The organism is Micromonospora sp. NPDC005205, assembly GCF_040608275.1.
GTDB lineage: Bacteria > Actinomycetota > Actinomycetes > Mycobacteriales > Micromonosporaceae > Micromonospora.
Map to the genome: position 1 here is coordinate 363,187 of NZ_JBEXHV010000003.1, position 18,083 is coordinate 381,269.

Annotated in this window: 14 protein-coding genes; 8 read left to right on the forward strand and 6 right to left on the reverse strand. The window is 71.1% G+C overall.

Going from position 1 to position 18,083, the window contains the following annotated elements:
* Positions 1 to 4: 4 nt before the first annotated feature.
* The 5 genes from ABZU43_RS09100 to ABZU43_RS09120 are packed head-to-tail and all read left to right on the forward strand — an operon-like array spanning position 5 to position 7,732.
* Positions 5 to 3,439, forward strand: coding sequence for an ATP-binding protein (locus ABZU43_RS09100; RefSeq protein WP_355005963.1), 3,435 nt, complete (start codon positions 5 to 7; stop codon positions 3,437 to 3,439).
* Position 3,440: 1 nt separating this feature from the next.
* Positions 3,441 to 5,390 (forward strand): MFS transporter, encoded by a 1,950-nt coding sequence (locus ABZU43_RS09105; protein WP_355005964.1) that lies wholly within the window; start codon positions 3,441 to 3,443, stop codon positions 5,388 to 5,390.
* Positions 5,387 to 5,944 (forward strand): hypothetical protein, encoded by a 558-nt coding sequence (locus tag ABZU43_RS09110; RefSeq protein WP_355005965.1) that lies wholly within the window; start codon positions 5,387 to 5,389, stop codon positions 5,942 to 5,944. The genes ABZU43_RS09105 and ABZU43_RS09110 overlap by 4 nt, the downstream gene beginning before the upstream one ends.
* A complete protein-coding gene (locus tag ABZU43_RS09115; RefSeq protein ID WP_355005966.1) occupies positions 5,941 to 7,119 on the forward strand; it encodes a M23 family metallopeptidase in 1,179 nt (392 codons plus the stop codon). The genes ABZU43_RS09110 and ABZU43_RS09115 overlap by 4 nt, the downstream gene beginning before the upstream one ends.
* A 13-nt stretch (positions 7,120 to 7,132) precedes the next feature.
* On the forward strand, positions 7,133 to 7,732 hold the full coding sequence (locus ABZU43_RS09120) for a hypothetical protein (protein WP_355005967.1): 600 nt from the start codon (positions 7,133 to 7,135) through the stop codon (positions 7,730 to 7,732).
* 3 nt (positions 7,733 to 7,735) lie between these two features.
* Here ABZU43_RS09120 and ABZU43_RS09125 read toward each other — a convergent pair whose 3' ends face one another.
* Positions 7,736 to 8,149, reverse strand: coding sequence for a hypothetical protein (locus ABZU43_RS09125; protein WP_355005968.1), 414 nt, complete (start codon positions 8,147 to 8,149; stop codon positions 7,736 to 7,738).
* A gap of 336 nt (positions 8,150 to 8,485) precedes the next feature.
* On the opposite strand from ABZU43_RS09125, the gene ABZU43_RS09130 reads away from it, so the two are divergent.
* Together ABZU43_RS09130 and ABZU43_RS09135 are read left to right on the forward strand one after the other, a co-directional pair.
* On the forward strand, positions 8,486 to 11,047 hold the full coding sequence (locus tag ABZU43_RS09130; protein WP_355005969.1) for an FtsK/SpoIIIE domain-containing protein: 2,562 nt from the start codon (positions 8,486 to 8,488) through the stop codon (positions 11,045 to 11,047).
* 79 nt (positions 11,048 to 11,126) lie between these two features.
* A complete protein-coding gene (locus ABZU43_RS09135; protein WP_355006090.1) occupies positions 11,127 to 11,795 on the forward strand; it encodes a hypothetical protein in 669 nt (222 codons plus the stop codon).
* A gap of 102 nt (positions 11,796 to 11,897) precedes the next feature.
* On the opposite strand, the gene folE is transcribed toward ABZU43_RS09135, so the two are convergent.
* From folE to ABZU43_RS09155, 4 genes are all read right to left on the reverse strand, one after another.
* Positions 11,898 to 12,563: a GTP cyclohydrolase I FolE gene (folE, locus tag ABZU43_RS09140; RefSeq protein ID WP_091403265.1), complete on the reverse strand. Its 666-nt coding sequence runs from the start codon at positions 12,561 to 12,563 to the stop codon at positions 11,898 to 11,900.
* A gap of 35 nt (positions 12,564 to 12,598) precedes the next feature.
* Positions 12,599 to 14,617 (reverse strand): ATP-dependent zinc metalloprotease FtsH, encoded by a 2,019-nt coding sequence (gene ftsH, locus ABZU43_RS09145; RefSeq protein WP_355005970.1) that lies wholly within the window; start codon positions 14,615 to 14,617, stop codon positions 12,599 to 12,601.
* 528 nt (positions 14,618 to 15,145) lie between these two features.
* Positions 15,146 to 15,721, reverse strand: a complete 576-nt coding sequence (hpt, locus tag ABZU43_RS09150; RefSeq protein ID WP_091403272.1) for a hypoxanthine phosphoribosyltransferase — start codon at positions 15,719 to 15,721, stop codon at positions 15,146 to 15,148.
* A 100-nt stretch (positions 15,722 to 15,821) separates the two neighbouring features.
* Positions 15,822 to 16,010 (reverse strand): hypothetical protein, encoded by a 189-nt coding sequence (locus ABZU43_RS09155; RefSeq protein WP_355006099.1) that lies wholly within the window; start codon positions 16,008 to 16,010, stop codon positions 15,822 to 15,824.
* Between the two features lie 99 nt (positions 16,011 to 16,109).
* Here ABZU43_RS09155 and ABZU43_RS09160 point away from each other — a divergent pair, with 99 nt between their 5' ends.
* Positions 16,110 to 17,072 carry a helix-turn-helix domain-containing protein gene (locus tag ABZU43_RS09160; RefSeq protein WP_355005971.1) on the forward strand — a complete coding sequence of 321 codons (963 nt, stop codon included), beginning with the start codon at positions 16,110 to 16,112 and terminating at the stop codon, positions 17,070 to 17,072.
* Between the two features lie 15 nt (positions 17,073 to 17,087).
* Here ABZU43_RS09160 and tilS read toward each other — a convergent pair whose 3' ends face one another.
* A complete protein-coding gene (tilS, locus tag ABZU43_RS09165; RefSeq protein WP_355005972.1) occupies positions 17,088 to 18,080 on the reverse strand; it encodes a tRNA lysidine(34) synthetase TilS in 993 nt (330 codons plus the stop codon).
* Positions 18,081 to 18,083: the final 3 nt, after the last annotated feature.

Consider the following 18,083-nt stretch of genomic DNA (forward strand, 5'->3'; position numbering starts at 1 on the left):
TCGCATGAGCCGCTCCTCCACGCCGGGCTCCCCGGCCGGCCGCCCTGGCGCACCGGTCGGTCACCGTGCGCACTCGTTCGACTACATCGAGGACGAGGACGAGGTTGCCCTCGACCCCGCGCTGGTGACGTCGCCCGGCCACGGTGCCGTCGGCGTGTTCCAGGCACCCCGGCCGGTTCCCCGCCGGCCGCCACCGGCCGAGCCCACCGCCGTGTCGGCCGGCGAGAACGCCGACATCGACTCCCCCTTCCTGGACCTCTTCGGTGGTGGAGGGCGACCCGGCACGGCGCGAGCCGTCACGGCCGGCCCGAGCACCCGCGAGCAGCCGGCGATCCCGCATCAGCCGCCACCAACCGCCGGCCCGGCACCCGCTCGCGCGGTTCCCGAGCTCGAGCCACCGTGGACCCCCGCCGACAACGGTGGCCTACCCGCCGACCCTCGGCACGGGGGCGGCCACCAGGCCAGCGAGTCCCGGGTGCCGCATCAGGCCGGGGATCGACGGCCGATGGGGCGTCCGTCCGATGAGCCCGATCCGTCCGCCGGCGGTCCGTCCGCGATCACCGGCCCCGCCCGCCGACCCGCCAGCACCGCGCCGAGTGGCCGCCCCCCAGCGACGCCGGCGGCCCGACCGGCGGCTCAGGCGCAGCCCCAGCCGACGGCCGCCAGCCGGTCCACGGCTCCGCCGGAGCAGCCGGCGATGATCACATCTGCGAATCGGCCAGCTCTCGAGCGCACCGCGCGTCGGTCCACCGACCCGGAACGACCCAGAGGCACCGGCACCGCGGCCCCCGGTAAGGAGATAGCCGCACCCCGACAGCGCACGGCCAGCCGGCCGGACCGACCGATCAAGCCGACCCGGGTTCGCGCTCCGAAGATCAAGTTCGGGGATCGGGACCCGTCGGTCGAACTGGCCATCACCGAGATCGCCGGCCACCTCACCTTCACACCGAACACCGTCACTGCCTGGTACTGGCTGCCCGAGGTGCGCTGGGCGTTCCGGCCGGACGCCGAACGCGAGGCGCTGCTGTCGGCGATCTCCGAGCAGTACGCCGGCCTGGCCGGCTTCCGACTGCACCTGCGCCGCACCACCCGGCCGTTCCCCGCTGACGAGTGGGCTCGCACCATCGACACGCACACGGCGGCGCCGCTGCCCGACGTTCCCGGGACCACCGGCTGGGCCGACCACCTGGTCGCCGCCCAACGCCACCTGATGGCGGTCAACCACGCCGAGGGCCAGACCTACCTCGGTGTCACCTTCGCCCGACGTTCCCTCGGCGACTCGCTCACCGAGCGGCTGCTGCGCACCTTCGGACGAGGCACCGCCGATGGCGAGCGCCGCAAGCTCGGCCGCACCGTCGAACAGTTCGACGAGGTGCTCGGGGCATTCGGCATGCGCGGCCGACGGGTCACCGCCCAGGAGCTGGAATGGCTGCTCTACCGCTCGGTGGCGCTGTGCATGTCACCGCCGAGCACCCTCTCCCCCGTGACCGACGGGCGCTGGGAGCGCGGCGACCTGCTCGCCATGACCGAGCAGGTCGAGCGCTACCGCACCCCGTACGGCTCGACGGTCAAGCTGGTCAACCGGATGACCGGCGAGGAGCGGCACGTGGCAGTGCTCGCCGTCGGTCGGATGGAGCCGCTGGAGATCCCCGAACGACACGAGCCCTGGCTGCACTTCCACGAGCGGCTGCCCTGGCCGATGGAGATCTCCACCCGCGTCGACATCCTCGGCTCCGGCGACTCCTTCCGTAACCTGGAACACCGGCTGCGGATGATCCGCTCGCAACAGCTCGACTACGCCGAACACGGCATCGACGCGCCCCCGGAGCTGGAACGACTGGCCAAGCGCGCCCTGGTGATCGGCGACGAGATGACCACCGGTCTCCCGGTCGACTCGGCCCGTGCGCACGGCTGGCACCGCATCGCAGTCGGCGGCCGGACCAGGGAGGAATGCCTGGAGCGGGCCCGTCGGCTCATTCAGCTCTACTCCCGGGAGCTGCGCATCTCGCTGCAGCACCCGAAGAACCAGGACTGGCTGGCCCGCGAGTTCATCCCCGGCGAGCCGATCGCCAACACCGGCTACGTGCGTCGCATGCCGGTGCCGTTGCTCGCCGCCGCGCTCCCCCAGGCCGCGTCCAACGTGGGCGACCGGCGGGGCGACCTGATCGGCCGTACCGCCGGCACCTGCCGCCGCCCGGTCTTCCTCGACCTGCACTTCCCCATGGAGGTCCGGGAACGCTCCGGGCTCGCGGTCTTCGTCGCCGAACCGGGCGGTGGCAAGTCCACCCTGCTCGGCGCCCTGGGCTACCTGGCCGCCCGCCGAGGTGTCCAGGTGACTCTGCTCGACCCGTCCGGCCCGCTGGCCCGCCTCTGCGCGATGCCCGAGCTGCGGCCGTACTCCCGGGTGTTGAACCTGACCGGCTCGGAACACGGCACCCTGGCGCCCTACTCGCTGATCCCGACGCCGCTGCGCTCCGAGTTCGGCACCGGGGCCGCCGGCGACCGCGAGTTCGAGATCGCCGTCTCCAACGCCCGGGCCGAGCGGCGGATGCTGGTCCAGGACATCTGCATGATGCTCGTCCCGCCGCAGGTGGCCAGGGAGGCGTCGACCGCCACCCTCTTCCGGCACGCGGTCCGCCAGGTCCCCGCCGAGGAGACCTCCACCCTCGACGACGTGGTGAGCTGCCTCGGACGGCTCGACGACGACGCCGGCAAGGAACTGGCCAACCTCCTGCTGGACACCGCCGAGATGCCACTGGCCATGCTCTTCTTCGGCCGACCGCCGGAAGGGCTGCTCGGTGCCGACGCGGCACTCACCGTGATCACCATGGCCGGGCTACGGTTGCCCGACCTCAAGATTGAACGCGAGTACTGGTCAGCCGAGGAAGCACTGGCCCTGCCGATGCTGCACACAGCGCACCGGCTCGCCGTCCGGCGCTGCTACGGCGGCTCGATGTCATCCCGCAAACTCGTCGGCCTCGACGAGGCGCACTTCATGGAAGGCTGGCGGTCCGGGCGCTCCTTCCTGGTCCGACTCGCCCGCGACTCCCGCAAGTGGAACCTGGCCGCACTGGTCGCCTCCCAGAACCCCCGCGACATCCTCGGCCTCGACGTGCAGAACCTCGTCTCCACCGTCTTCGTCGGCCGCATCGCCGAGGACGCCGAGATCGCCTCCGAAGCGCTACGACTGCTGCGTGTGCCGGTCAACGACGGGTACGAGGCCACCCTCGCCTCGCTCTCCGCCGCCGACGCCAGCTCGTCCAGCCGGCTCGGCTTCCGCGAGTTCGTGATGCGCGACGTAGACGGACGGGTGCAGAAGGTCCGAGTCGACGTCTCGTACGTCGAAGGGCTACTGGACCACCTCGACACGACGCCAGCCGCGATAGCCGCGGCGGCCGGAGTCCTGCCGAGCATTCCCCTGCCGGATCTGGAGGCGTGACATGGCTAGGGCCTGGGCAAGGACCGCGTCGTTCCTGCTCGCCCTTGGCGTACTGGCCGGGGCTACCCTCACCTGGCCGCTGATCGGCGCGGAGGCCGCAGCCGCCGCACCGCCCACCGCCCAGGCCCGCGCCGACCTCTGCACGACCGCCGAATGGCAAGCCGACTTCCGCGCCTGCGTGGCAAAGCTACAAGCGGTCAGCGAAGACCAGGTCACGTGCCGCAACGCACCAACCCCGGGTACGCCGGACTCCGGGCTCGCCGGCTGGTTCGCCGCCGCGCCACCGACGGAGGCCGCGAATGGAGTAGCTGGTCGGTACAGCCTCTATGGCTACGGCGGCTACAGCTATAACACCTATGACATCGACGGTGGCTGCGCCTCAAGCGTGCTTCATCCGGACTACAAGTTCACCACGACGATCGCCAATGGCGAGTTCATGGCCGCAACGGCGATCATCGGTGCGTCAAATGCGCTCAGAGAGCGCGCCTGGGACCCCGGTTCGATGTGGGGATGGGCTGACCCGCTTGTCGAACAGGCGACTAAGGCCGTGTACCAGAAGGTGTTCAGCGTCTTCGGAATCGTCACCCTGTGTGTAGTGGGACTCTATCTACTCTGGCGGTCCCGACAGTCAGACATGAGCAACGCGATGACCACCGCGGGCTGGGCTCTGCTGGTGATGGTCGCGGTCACGGCGCTGGCTGCGTGGCCGGTCAAGTCAGCGAACATCGCCGACGGCGCACTTGTCACCAGTCTGGGAGTGGTGCATGACGCCGTTGGGCCGCAGGCGAAGGAGCCGGACCCTGGGCGCTGCATCGATCCTGACCGCTGCAAGGACCTTCGAACCCCCGCCGTCCGAGCCAGCGACACCGCTACCGAGACAATGCTGTACCGGAATTGGCTCCGGGGCGTATTAGGTTCAGCAGAAAGCGAGACCGCGATCAAATACGGCCCCGCACTCTACGATGCAAAATCTTTGACGTGGGGCGAAGCCAAGTCAATGCGCGCCAGCTCGGCGGCCCGAGAAGCGACGATCAAGGCCAAGCAGCAGCAGTGGGCCCGGGTGGCGCAGCAAATCAAGGCCGAGGACCCAGAGGCGTACGAATATCTCCAGGGTGTCCGCGATATGGATCGGGTCGGCGCAGGTTTCATCGCCGTGCTCGCGGCTCTGCTCTTTGCGATGTTCGACCTGACCGCGTCGCTACTGGTCCTGCTGGGTTTCCTGATCTTCCGGTGGGCGGTGATCGCGGCACCGATCCTGGGCACCATCGGTCTGCTGCGGCCGGCCAGCGCCGGTCTGCGGCGATTGGCGAACGCCGTGGTCGCCGCGCTGTTCAATATCGCCATCTTCGGTACCGGGGCAGCGATCTACCTGTTCGCCGTCGACCTGATCATGAGCACTCCCACCATGGCGGGTTGGCTTCAGGTGGTGCTGGTCTGGCTCTGCGGGGTGGTCGGGTGGCTGCTGCTGCGGCCGTACCGGCGGATCACGCAACTCGGCGGCAAGGACAGCAGCGAAGCGGTCAGTTCGGCCGGATCCTGGCACCGCCGGTTCTTTCGCGACATGCGGACCGCCGCTCGGCTGGACGTAGCCGAGCCGGGCGGGACCGCCGAGCCGGTGGGCGGACGTCGACGGTCCCCCACGGTGGAACAGACCCGACTACGCCCGGAGGCGCGGCGGGAGGACCCGGCTCCGGTGCCGACAGCCGCGGCCGAGGGCCGGCGCGCAGACACGGCGCGCCCCGACGGCCGAGAGCGGCCCGACGAGGCGCCGGCGGAGGAGGGCAAAGGTCGGAGCCGCCCAACCGCCCCGCAGCCCCGACGCCGACAGCCGGCGACCTGGACCGAGCCGGATGTTCCGGCTGAGAACCCGTCGTTCGTTGTCTACCGCCCAGGCTCCACCGAGCGTGTACCGGATCGCACCGGACCTCGGGTGCGCTCAGAGGCGAGGTGACGGCGATGCGACGGGCGCTGGAATTTCTCTTCACCCGGGCGCTGCGGTCCCGGCTGGGCGTTGCGCTCGTGATCGGGGTGGTGGTCGTCGGTGTGCTCGGGGCGGCCAGGCTGATCTCCAGCCCGGGTGACTCAGCCGATGGGTTGAGCAGCCGTCCGGATGGGCCGATCATCACGGTGGACCCGACGGCCGGCGACGACGGTCTACTCAACAGCGCGGCTCCGCCGTCACCAGTGACGTCGCCCGGCGGCCGCACGCCCGAACAGACCGCCGACCGCTTCGCCAAGGCATGGCTGGGCAGTCCCGGGATGACCACCGAAGAGTGGCAGGCTGGCCTGCGGCCGCTTTCCACGCCGGCGCTGAGGGAGAAGTTGACCGGCGCCGAGCCCGAGAGCGTGCCGGCCGAGAAGGTCACCGGTCCTCCAACCATGCGGGAGCGGACCGAGACGTTCGTCGAATTGCTGCTACCCCTTGATGCCGGCGGGCTCCGGTTGGAGCTGGTCACCTCCGATGATGGTTGGCTGGTCGACGTTCTGGACTGGGAGCGGCCATGAGCGACGTTGGTAACGCCGAAACTCGGCGCGGGCCCCTCCGGCTCGGTGTGGTCGCCGCGGTGCTCACCGGGATGCTGCTTCTGCTCTGCTGCACCGGCGGCACCGCGGCGTTCTTCCTCACCGGGCTCGGAGGCGACGACGCCGAGAACGGCGACACCATGGCAGGCATGGAGTGCGGGCCGGTCCGAGCGGTGAACATCGCGGGCAAGCTGCCGCGATTCGCCCAGTACGGCGACACACAGGTCCGCAATGCCGCGATCATCATCAAGGTCGGCCAGGACATGGGCGTGCCCTCGCGAGGCTGGGTGGTCGCCCTCGCCACCGCGATGCAGGAGTCCGCGCTGCGCAACCTCGCCAACAGCGGCGTACCCGAATCCCTGGCCCTGCCACACGAGGGTGTTGGCGCGGACCACGACTCGCTGGGCCTGTTCCAGCAGCGGCCGGGGTGGGGCAGTGTCGCCGAGCGGTTGAACCCCGCGTACGCGGCCCGCAAGTTCTACGAGAAGCTCGTGAAGGTGGAGAGCTGGCAACAACGACCGCTGACCGTGGTCGCGCAGCGGGTCCAGGTCAGCGCCTACCCGGACGCGTACGCCAAGCACGAAGAGGTAGCCAGCCGGATCGTGGACGCACTGGCCGGCGGGGCGGCCCGCACCGTCGAGATCAACGGCAAGGCGGTGTGCAACGCGGCCGAACGCGGTCAGATCGCCGCCTCCGGCTGGACCGCGCCGATCCCCGGCGGAGTCGGCTCCGGTTTCCGCACCGCCAGCCGACCCAGCCACAACGGAGTCGACATCGGCGCGGCCAAGGGTACCGAGATCCGCGCCGCAGCGACTGGCCGGGTGCTGGTCTCGACCTGCGACGAGGACCGCCGCGGCCGGCAGGACTGCAACGTGGACGGATTTCCCGGAAAGGGGGGCTGCGGCTGGTTCGTCGACCTGCTGCACGCGGGCGGCTACATCACCCGGTACTGCCACATGGTGGTTCAGCCCTTCGTCAAGAAGGACCAGATCGTGACGGCCGGTCAGGTGATCGGCAAGGTCGGCAGCAGTGGCAACTCCTCCGGCCCGCACCTGCACTTCGAGGTGCACCTGCGCAACGACCGTAACGCGTCTGGCGCGGTGAATCCGGTCCCGTTCATGCGCGGGCGGGGTGCCCCGCTGCGCGCCGCTGAGTGAGGCCAGCACCTGTATGACCGGACCGTTACCTGACCCCTTCGCCGACCAGCCGGACTGGGCACCGCAGCCGCCGAGACCGCTGACCATCGTCCCCGCGACTGAGCGGGTCGAGCTACGCGGCCAACGGGTGCTGGTCGGGTTGCCCGGGATGGGTTGGCGCGGAGACCTGCGCGCGGACGACCGGGTCGTGCAGAGCGCCCGGACCTACGTTCCCGTGATCCCCGAGCACGAGTGGTACCGGGCCGAAGCCGACCAGGTTGAGGTGTTCGCGCCTTTGGTGCCGGTGGAGCGGGTCTGGGTGGAGACGGTCGGCAGCCGTCCGGCAGTGGACGACGCCCGGGACACGGGCATCCGGTTGGTCTCGCTGGACGGCCCGGCACACCGGACCCCCACGCCGGTCTTCGAAGCGGACGCGGTCACCGGTCGGCGGGTGGTGCACGTCGAGGGCGGCCGGGAGCACCGTGACCTTCGAGCGGTCACCGAGACCTACTCAGGCGCCGAAGGGGACATCTGCGTGCGAGTCACAACCGAGGTGGAGTGGTACCGCTGGGCCTGGCGAGGCCAGTCACCCACCACGCTGGAGGTGCCGGTTCATCTCTTGTGGATTGAATGAAAGTTAACTAATCCGGGAGCCAGCACAAACACGCCAGCCGTCCCGGTTGTTCAAATCGAACTGCCACGTGTCTGCCAAGCTCTGATAAATTCCGTCAATTGCGGCGCTCCGCCGGATGACAGCGACAACGGTGGCGTCGGCGCCGGCAGTCTCAGTAACGGCAACGTCCTCGATGTTGATCGAAAAAGAGACGCCAAGTTCCCGCTCACGTCCGGCAACATCCGCAGCGAACTCATCGACCGAGGGGACCGCGCCCTCGCAGGTGAACAACCCCGCTCGGTTCGGGTCGCGAGAGACGAGCGTCGCCTGAAGGTAATTGATCACCGCGACGTCGGGGGTGCTGCGGTCGGGTGTCGAGGCGCGGTTGTACCAGACCACGGCGGTGGCGATGCCTCCGAGGCAGAGCAGGGCGAGCACGCCAGCGACGACTGTGAGCACCGTCCGCGTTCGGCGGCGTGGCGGCTGCGGTGCCGGCGTTGCCGGGGCGGGCGGCAGCTGCTCGGACGGTGTCCGCTGGGCCGGTACGCGGGAGACCTGGGAACCGGCGGGGGGCTGCACTGATTCCACCTCCTGAAGTTATCGGCTGGACGCTCCGGAGCCAATGCCTCAGATCCAGCGGATCGTGACGGACCCCTCCCCACCGGTGAGATCCACGACAACACCGGCGCAGCGCCGAGGCACCTCCCGGAGGAGGACCGTCGGCTGGGATACCGTCTCTGCTCGGGGAGGGGTTGCCAACCTCGGGTAGAGGGGGTGGACGCGGTGGCCGGTCCGAAGGCTCGCACGAACCGCGCCGCAGCCCTGCACCGTCGGGCGTCGGCCGTCGCGACCGCGGCTGCCGGGATCCTGGACGAGACGCGGCCGGCTCCGGCCGATCAGCGCCGCCAGTACGAGGTGGCCGACCGGTTGCGGACAGCTGCGGCCTTGCTGGCGCCGGGCTGGTCGGGTGCTGCACTGGACTCACTCACCGTGGACTCGCCGGCCGGTGATGGTCCGCCACCGTTCGTTCGGGTCGGTACTGCGGCGCCGTTGGACGACGCTCGTTTCCCCGCGTTGGTGCCACTTGTCGGCACCGGTCACCTCAGCGTGGACGCTGACGCACGGGAGCCACGGGTTGCGGGGTTGCTCCGGGCCGTACTCCTGCGGTTGTTGGGTGCGGCCCCGGCGGGTGCCCTGCTGATTCGCGCTGTGGATGCCACCGGGGCTGTGCTGACACCGTTCGGGGCACTCGCGGATGCTGGCCTGTTGCCGCCACCGGCGGTGGACGTGGTGGGTCTGCGCGCGGTGCTGACCGAGGCGGAGCAGTGGGTGACGCCGGGGGCGAGTGGGCGACGCCGCCACGATCGGACGCTGTTGCTGGTGGTGGCCGCGCTTCCGGAGTCGACAGGCCCGACCGATCTGGCGCGTATCGAGACGTTGGCCGAGCAGGGGCCGGCCGCTGGGCTGCACCTGGTGGTGGCGGGTTGGCCGCCCGCCGGCCCGTACTCGGCCCGGGCACCGCTGCCGCACACCACTGCACTGGCGTTGCGGAATGCGTACGCGCTGCTCGGCGATCCGCCGGGGGCGTCGTTCGCCGGGCCGGGCGCTGATCCGCCGGGCGGTTTGAACTCGCCGGTCTTCGTCGAGTCGGACCCGCCGGCCGAGCTGGTCGACGCGGTTTGTCGGCGGCTCGCCGAGCAGGTGGAGGCGGGTTCCCGGTTGGCGTTGGGTGCTCTGCTACCGCCGACGGGTGAGCGACTGTGGGAATCGGACTCGGCCGACGGGCTGACCACGACCGTCGGCGATGCCGGAGGCCGGTCGGTGCCGTTGGGCTTCACCGAGTTGACCCCGCACTGGCTGGTGAGCGGCCGGTCCGCAGCGGGCCGGGCGGCGTTCCTGACCACCGCGTTGCTCGGCCTGGCCGCCCGGTACGGCCCGGACGACGTGGCGTTCTACCTGGCGGATCTCGGCGACGGCGAGTCCTTCGTGGAGTTCCTGCAGACCGAGCGGGACCGGTCGTGGGTTCCGCAGGTGCGCGCGGCGGCGATGGCCGCCGACCGGGAGTACGTCCGGGATCTGCTGGACGAGTTGACGGCCGAGGTCCAGCGCCGCACGGAGGCGGGTGCTCGGGCCGGGGGGCAACGCTTCGCGGAGCTGCGTCAGCACCAGTCGCTGCCCCGGATCGTCTGTGTGGTGGACAATGTTCCGCTGCTCTTCGCCGAGCGGGACCGGCTGGCCGCCGAGGTGGCCGCCCAGTTGGACGGGCTGGCCCGGGCGGGTCGGGCGTACGGCGTGCATCTGGTCCTGGCGGGTGCTGGCGAGTTGGGGCTGAGTGCGCGGGCGGATGCTGGTCATCGGGATTCGGTGCTCGGGCAGTTCCCGGTGCGGGTGGCGCTGCCGGGTGGCAGTCCGGTGTTGGAGCCGACAAACGACTCGGCGGCCGGCCTGCCGGTGGGCAGCGCGGTGGTGAACACGGCCGGCGGGCTCGGCGGCCCACGGGGCGCGATCCGGGGTCACGAGCGGTTGATCCGTCACCCGGACCCGCAGGATCATCCGGAGGTCGTGGAGAAGCTGCGGCACGAGTTGTGGGAGGCCCGTCCGGCGGGGTCGGTGCCGCCGGTGGTCTTCGCGGGTTACGCCCGCCCGCTGCTGGGCAATGATCCGCGCCACCGGGCGGCCCTGGCGGGACAGGCTCACGGGCCGGCCGCCCTGTTGGGCCGGGCGGTGGACGTGGCCCGCTCGACGGTCGCCGTGCCGTTGGGGCCGGCGGCTGGGCGCAACCTCGCGGTGTTGGGGTCGGGCACCGCGGCGGGCGGGCTGTTGGCGACGGCGGCGCGGAGCACGTCGGCTCATCACGCGCCGGGCAGTGCCCGCTTCCTGGTGGCGGCGCCGGATCCCGGGGCCCGGGTCCTGGCGGAGGCGTTGACGGCCGATCTGGCGGCCCGGCATTCGGCCGAGTTGGTGGATCTGCCGATGCTGCTCGCGGACGCGGCCCACGACCTGCCGACGTATCTGGTGGTCTTCGGGCTGGACCGGCCGGGGCCCCGGGATCTGCCGCTGGACCGGCTGCGGTCGCTCCTACGGGACGGGCCGCCGGCGGGGCGGCATCTGCTGGGCTGGTGGCGTGCGGTGCCGCCGTTCGCCGCGTTGTTCGAGCCGGCGGGTGAGGTCGACAAGCTCGCTGCGGTGGCCGTGCTGGACGTGCCGGTCGCGCAGCTCACGGCGGTCTTCGGTCGGCCGGTCGAGTGGCAGGTGCGCCCCGACCGGGCGGTGCTCTGGGACGGTCCGGACGAGCGGGGCACGGTCCTGGTGCCGTTCGCCGACGTGGCCGGCTGATCGGGTGGCGCACGTGGAGGGTGTCGAGGTGGATTCGATCGCGACGGTGACCGGGCCGGGGCGGCAGCGGGCAGCTGCGGTGACCGGGGACGCCACGCCGGGGGCGGTCGAGCCCGGCAATGCCTGGACTGAGTATCTTGCGGCCGCCCGCCAGCTGGACGGGGTACGCCGGGGTGCGGCTGCCGCCGCCGGTGAGCAGGCCCGGTCGGCGGAGGCCGCCCGGGAGGAGCTGACGGTGCTCCGTACCGGGCTGGCGAGTCAGCAGGAACGGTTGCGCGAGTTGGGCGTACCGGCGATCTCCCTGGTGCCGTCACCGCCGGAGCTGACCGAGGCGGCCCGGTCGATGGCGGGCGGCCCGGCGGCCGTGTTGGCGGCGCTGCGGACCGCGCGTGGCTGGGCCGAGGCGGCGGACGGGGCGCTGGCCGCGCGCCGCCGGTTCCGGCCGGGGTCCTGGCCCGCGAGGGCGCGCAACCTCCTGGTGTACGGGCCGTTCGCGCTGTTGGTGCCGCTGATCCAGGTCGTGGTTCTGGCGGCGACGGGGGTGGGACCGGCCACCGTGGCGGCGTTGATCTGCGGGCTGCCGATGCCGGCGGTCGCGTTCGTCGCCGGTTGGATCGGCATTGGCCGGTTGTTCCGGGTCAGCCCCACCGAGCGGCTGGACCGTACGGTGCGTTTCGGTGCGTTGGTGTGCCTGGTGCCGGCGGTGCTGGCCACGGCCGGCCTGCTGTTGGCCCTGCTCGCTGGCTGACGGGCGGGACCCACTCGGCCGGGGCACGGCCCGAGCTGGTGCGGAAACGCGACGGCCGGCCGTCCCGGTTGGGGTGGCGGCCGGCCGTGGTGCGACGCGATCTCAGCGGGGGATGATCAGCGCCATCGCCTCGGCCCGCGACTTGGAGTCCGACTGCAGGATGCCGCGTACTGCCGACGTGATGGTCTTGGCACCGGACTTCTGGATGCCGCGCATCGCCATGCACATGTGTTCGCATTCGAGCACGACGACAACGCCGCGGGGCGCGAGTTTGCTCATCAGCAGGTCGGCGACCTGTGAGGTGAGCCGTTCCTGCACCTGCGGACGACGGGCGAAGACCTCGACGAGTCGGGCCAACTTGGACAGGCCGGTGATCCGCCCGTCGGGGCCCGGGATGTAGCCGATGTGCGCGCTGCCCCGGAAGGGCAGCAGGTGGTGCTCACAGAGGCTCATCACGTCGATGTCCCGGACGATGACCAGCTCTTCGTGGTTGGCCTCGAAGGTGGTGCTGAGCACCTGGGCCGGGTCGACCCGCAGGCCGGCGAAGAGTTCGGCGTACGCACGGGCGACCCGGGCCGGGGTCTGCTGGAGTCCGTCGCGGTCCGGGTCCTCGCCGACGGCGATCAGGATCTCGCGGACGGCCTTCTCGATCCGGCCGAGGTCGACGGCGTCCTCGACGGGCCGGCCGGTCAGTTTGCCGCTGATCAGCCGCGCGGCCACGTAGTCCAGCTCGTCGTCGCCGTCGGGTTCGGTCGCGGAGACGGCCAGCTCCCGGTGTGGGGAGCTGGCCGTCGGGTCGTTGCTCAGTGCGTGCCGTCCGAGTTGTTGGACGGCGCCACGCCCCCAACCGACGCCTGCGCGCCGTCGGCCTGGGCCTGCGCCTTGAGCTTGTCCTTCTCCGCAGGGGTGAGCACGGGCGGCTCGGTGGAGGGCTGACGCTTGCCGAAGCCGTTGTACGGCGCCAGCGGCGGGCGCTTGACCACCCGGGAGCAGATCCGCGCCATGTCGGCCGTGGAGAGGGTTTCCTTCTCCATCAGCTCGAGCACGATGTTGTCCAGGACGTCCCGGTATTCCACCAGGATTTCCCAGGCCTCGTCGTGCGCCAGCTCGACCAGTGCCCGCATCTCGCCGTCGATCTCGGCGGCCACCGAGTCCGAGTAGTCCCGCTCGTGGCCCATGTTGCGGCCGAGGAACGGCTCGTCCCCGCTGGTGCCGTACTTGATCGCGCCGAGCTTGGAGCTCATGCCGTACTGGGTGATCATCGCGCGGGCCAGTTGGGTGGCCTTCTCGATGTCGTTGCCGGCGCCGGTGGTCGGCTCGTGGAAGACCAGTTCCTCGGCAGCGCGACCGCCCAGCGCGTACGCCAGGGTGTCGATCATTTCGGCGCGGGTCTGCGTGTACTTGTCTTCGGTGGGGAGCACCAGGGTGTGGCCCAGCGAGCGGCCACGGGACAGGATCGTCACCTTGTGCACCGGCGCGGCGTGCGGCAGCGCCCAGGCGACCAACGCGTGGCCACCCTCGTGGTACGCGGTGATCTTCTTTTCGTTGTCGCTCATGACGCGGGTCCGCCGCTGCGGACCAGCGACCACCCGGTCGATCGACTCTTCGAGCGAGTCGTTGGAGATCGCGCGCTGCTCCTTACGAGCGGTGAGCAGGGCCGACTCGTTGATCACGTTGGCCAGGTCGGCACCGCTGAAGCCCGGCGTGCGACGGGCTACCGCGTCGAGGTCGACGTCGGGCGTGAACGGCTTGCCCTTGGCGTGCACCCGCAGGATGGCCTTGCGGCCCTCCATGTCGGGGGCGTCCACCGGGATCTGCCGGTCGAACCGGCCCGGGCGCAGCAGCGCCGGGTCGAGGATGTCCGGCCGGTTGGTGGCCGCGATCAGGATGACGCCGCCCTTGGTGTCGAAGCCGTCCATCTCGACGAGCAGCTGGTTGAGCGTCTGCTCCCGCTCGTCGTGGCCGCCACCCATGCCGGCGCCACGGTGCCGGCCGACGGCGTCGATCTCGTCGACGAAGACGATCGCCGGGGCGTTCGTCTTGGCCTGCTCGAACAGGTCACGGACCCGGCTGGCGCCGACGCCGACGAACATCTCCACGAAGTCGGAGCCGGAGATGGAGTAGAAGGGCACCCCGGCCTCGCCGGCGACCGCGCGGGCCAGCAGCGTCTTACCGGTGCCGGGCGGGCCGAACAGCAGCACGCCCTTCGGGATCTTGGCGCCCAGGGCCTGGTACTTGGCCGGGTTCTGCAGGAAGTCCTTGATCTCGTACAGCTCTTCGACGGCCTCCTCGGAACCCGCGACGTCCGCGAAGGTCGTCTTCGGAGTGTCCTTGGTGATCATCTTGGCCTTGGACTTGCCGAAGTTGAGCACCCGGGAGCCGCCGCCCTGCATCTGCGACATGAAGAACAGCAGCAGGAGCACGAGCAGCGCGATCGGCAGCAGGTTGACCAGCAGGCTCACCCAGATGCTGTCCGAGGAGACCTTGGCGTCGGCCGGGCCGGTGACCCGGTTGTTCGCCTTGGCGTCCAGCACCTCGTTCCAGATCTGGTCGCCAGCCTGGTACGGGAACTGGGCCTCGATCTTGTTGGTCTCGGTCTTGCCGAACTTGGTCTTCTGGGCCAGGTCCAGCTGGAGCGTCTGCTCCTTGTCCTGGAAGACCACCTTGTTGATCTTGGCGGTGTGCAGTTGATCGAGCGCAACGGAAGTGTCCACGCGGTGGTAGCTGGGACCACTGGTGAACAGCTGACTGAGCACAACGGCGCCGAGGATGACCAGGATGATCCAGACCACCGGTCGGCGGAAGAAACGCGTACGTTCCATACTGTTGTCGAGCGCCGGGGCGCCCGCATCCTCCTGATCGACGTCCTGACCGTCTGATGGTGTCGCCGCATTGAGCGGCGGCCGGAGCCGCCGTGCGGGCCGACTCGACCCCGAGGCGCGAAAACTACCGCGCCGCGGTCATTCGACGGTACACCGTGTACGCGAGGCGTGAGCTTGCGAGCCCCGCAGTCGTGCACCATCAAAAGACCGTGTACGCCAGCAGCGAACCTGCGAGCCTCCGCACTTCACGCGCCTTCGACATCGACGACACGCACCGTGGGCAGGCCCACCAGCCCCGCAGCCAACGTACGGCGAGTCCGGGTGGAAGCCGGCGTGGCGGGGAGTCCGGCTCGGCCACCCGAGCGCCCGGTCACGCGATCGAGTGGGTCGAGCGCGGAGGAACCTCCGGGCCACCGTGCTACACGGTAACCGCATCAGCTGAGAGCGCGCTGAACGTCGGCTTGATGGATGCCGATAGAAGTCGGGCTCATGTCGGCCCGCGGGCCGTCGCGACGGGTCGGCCCGGCGTCAGGAGCGGGCGTAGACCTCGGGCTTGAGCACCCCGACGTACGGCAGCTCCCGGTAGCGCTCAGCGAAGTCGAGGCCGTACCCGACCACGAACTCGGTGGGGATGTCGAAGCCGACGTACTTCACCGGTACCGGCACCTTCACCGCGTCCGGCTTGCGGAACAGGGCGACCACCTCGACGCTCGCCGCCGAGCGCGACTCGAGGTAGCGCAGCAGCCAGGAGAGCGTGAGCCCGGAGTCGACGATGTCCTCGACGACGATCACGTGCCGACCGGCGATGTCCCGGTCCAGATCCTTGAGGATGCGGACCACCCCGGAGGAGGTGGTGCCCTGGCCGTAGGACGAGATGGCCATGAAGTCGAGCTCCGCCGGCGGGCCGTTGCGGCCCAGCGCCCGGGCGAAGTCCGCCATGAACATCACCGCGCCCTTGAGTACGCACACCAGCAGCAGCCCGTCGCCCACGTGGGAGTAGTCGGCGGAGACCTGCTTGGCCAGCTCCGCCGTCTTCTCGCGGATCTGCGCCTCAGAGATGATCACGTGGTCGATGTCGGCGTCGTACCAGGAGCCGTCAGCCATGACTCCTAGCCTGCCGTACGTCGGATGGCCTCCGTCGGCGGGGCCGCACCTTTTGGCGCGGTCCCGGCGAGGATTTTCTGCGCAAACAACGCTAATCACATCAGTTGGTGCGTGACCGCCAGCGGCGGCCATCGTCGCTCGGCTTCCAGTCGGCCGAATCGTGGCTGTCGACGGTGAGGCCGGCCGCCGAGGCGGTGGCGAGGAGGACGAGGAACAGGAGGATGAACAGGAACTCCATGGCGGCGCTCGCTTTCGCATGATTGCTGTCGGTTTCGCCGCCGGTGCGCACCGGACTGAGACAAGTCTGCGACCTCGCGAAGCGATCGGACAGTGGCAGGAATGCCAGTGGTCATCGATTTACTGCCACCTGTCGGGTTACCCTCGTCACATGCTGCGGTCCGTTGCCGTCCTCGCCCTCGACCAGGTCGCTCCCTTCGAGCTCGGCGTGCTCGCCGAGGTGTTCGGCACCGACCGGACAGCCGACGGTTTCCCCGCCTACCGCTTCCAGGTGTGCAGCCCGGACGGCGCTCCCGTGCGTACCTCGTCCGGCTTCCACCTCACCCCACACGCCGACCTCGGCCCGGTCGACGAGGCCGACCTGGTGGCCATCCCCGCGCACAGCCAGGGCACCACGGTCCCCGGCCCGGTGCTCGACGCGCTCCGCCGGGCCGACGCCCGCGGAGCGCACCTGTTCAGCGTCTGCTCCGGAGCCTTCCTGCTCGGCGAGGCCGGGCTGCTCGACGACCGCGAGTGCACTACCCACTGGCGGTACGTCGACGAGCTGCAACGCCGGCACCCGCGCGCCCGGGTCCGATGCAACTCGCTCTACGTCCAGGACGGTCGGTTGCTCACCAGCGCAGGCACGGCGGCCGGCATCGACGCGTGCCTGCACCTGATCCGCCAGGAGCACGGCTCGGCCACCGCGACCCGGCTGGCCCGGCGGATGGTGGTCCCACCGCACCGCGACGGCGGCCAGTCCCAGTACGTCGAGGCGCCCATCCCGAAGGCGCCCGAGGCACCCACCCTCGAACCGGTGCTGGAGTGGCTGATGGGCCACCTGGACCGGACGATCACCGTGGAGGAGTTGGCCGCCCGCGCCGGCATGGCGCCCCGCACGTTCGCCCGCCGGTTCCGCGCCGAGACCGGCACCACCCCGCACGACTGGCTCACCAACCAGCGGGTGCTGCTCGCCCGGCGGCTGCTGGAGGAGACCCCGTTGAGCGTGGAGGCGGTCGCCGACCAGGCCGGCTTCGGCGACGCGGCCGCGTTGCGCCACCACTTCAGTCGCCGGGTCGGTGCCACCCCACACAGTTACCGGACCACCTTCCGGGACCGGGCACACAGCGGCTGAGACCGGCCGGTCAGGTCAGGCGGGGCGCACCGATGCCAGCCGGCCGTCGCGGCGGAGCACCCGGACACCGCCGGGCAGGTCGGTCGGGCCCTGACCGTGCCAATCGGTCACCAGGGCGTCCAGAGCGGCCACGTGCCGGTGCGACAGGGCACCGGGCAGCGCACCCAACTCGCGGGCCCAGGAGTGCAGCACCCGGCCGCGTACGGCGGGAACCAGGCCGAGCAGGGCCGGTACGGACAGCCCTCCGTCGGGGCACCGGGCCGCCGCCAGAGCCGTCCCCGCCAACTCGTCGAGCGCGGCGTTGTCGGCGGCCACCAGCCGGGCGGTACGCGCCAGGTTGTCCACCACACCTGGCCCGAGCGCCCGCACCAGCGCCGGCAGGAGGTCGCCCCGCACCCTCGACCGGGCGTACGACGGGTCGCTGTTGTGCGGGTCCTGCCACGGGCTCAGCCCGAGGACGGCGCAGGCGGCGCGGGTCTGGTCCCGACCGATCTCCAGCAGCGGACGCAGCAGTGGCACCCCGCCCAGGTCGCGGCGGGCGGGCATTCCGGCCAGCCCCCGTGGGCCGGCGCCCCGGGCGAGCGCGAGCAGCACCGTTTCCGCCTGGTCGTCACGGGTGTGCCCGGTGAGCACCGCGACGGCGTTCTGTTGCCGGGCCGCCTCGGTCAGCGCCTGGTAGCGGGCCTCCCGGGCGGCCGCCTCCGGCCCGCCGGGACGCCCGGCCACCTCCACCCGGGCCACCGTCGCCGACACGAAGCCGACCCCTCGCCCCCACGTGGCTACCGCCTCGGCGCGCTCCGCGGAGCCGTCCTGCAAGCCGTGGTCGACGGTGACGAGCCCCGCGACGCGGCCCAGCCGTGGTGCCACGAAGGCGGTGGCCGCCGCGAGCGCGAGCGAGTCGGCACCACCGGAGCAGGCGACCAGCACCGGCCCGCCGGACGGCAGGCCGGTCAGGGCGCGGCGAACCGCCACCCGGATCGCGGCCACCGGCGGAGCGAGCGCGGCCACCGG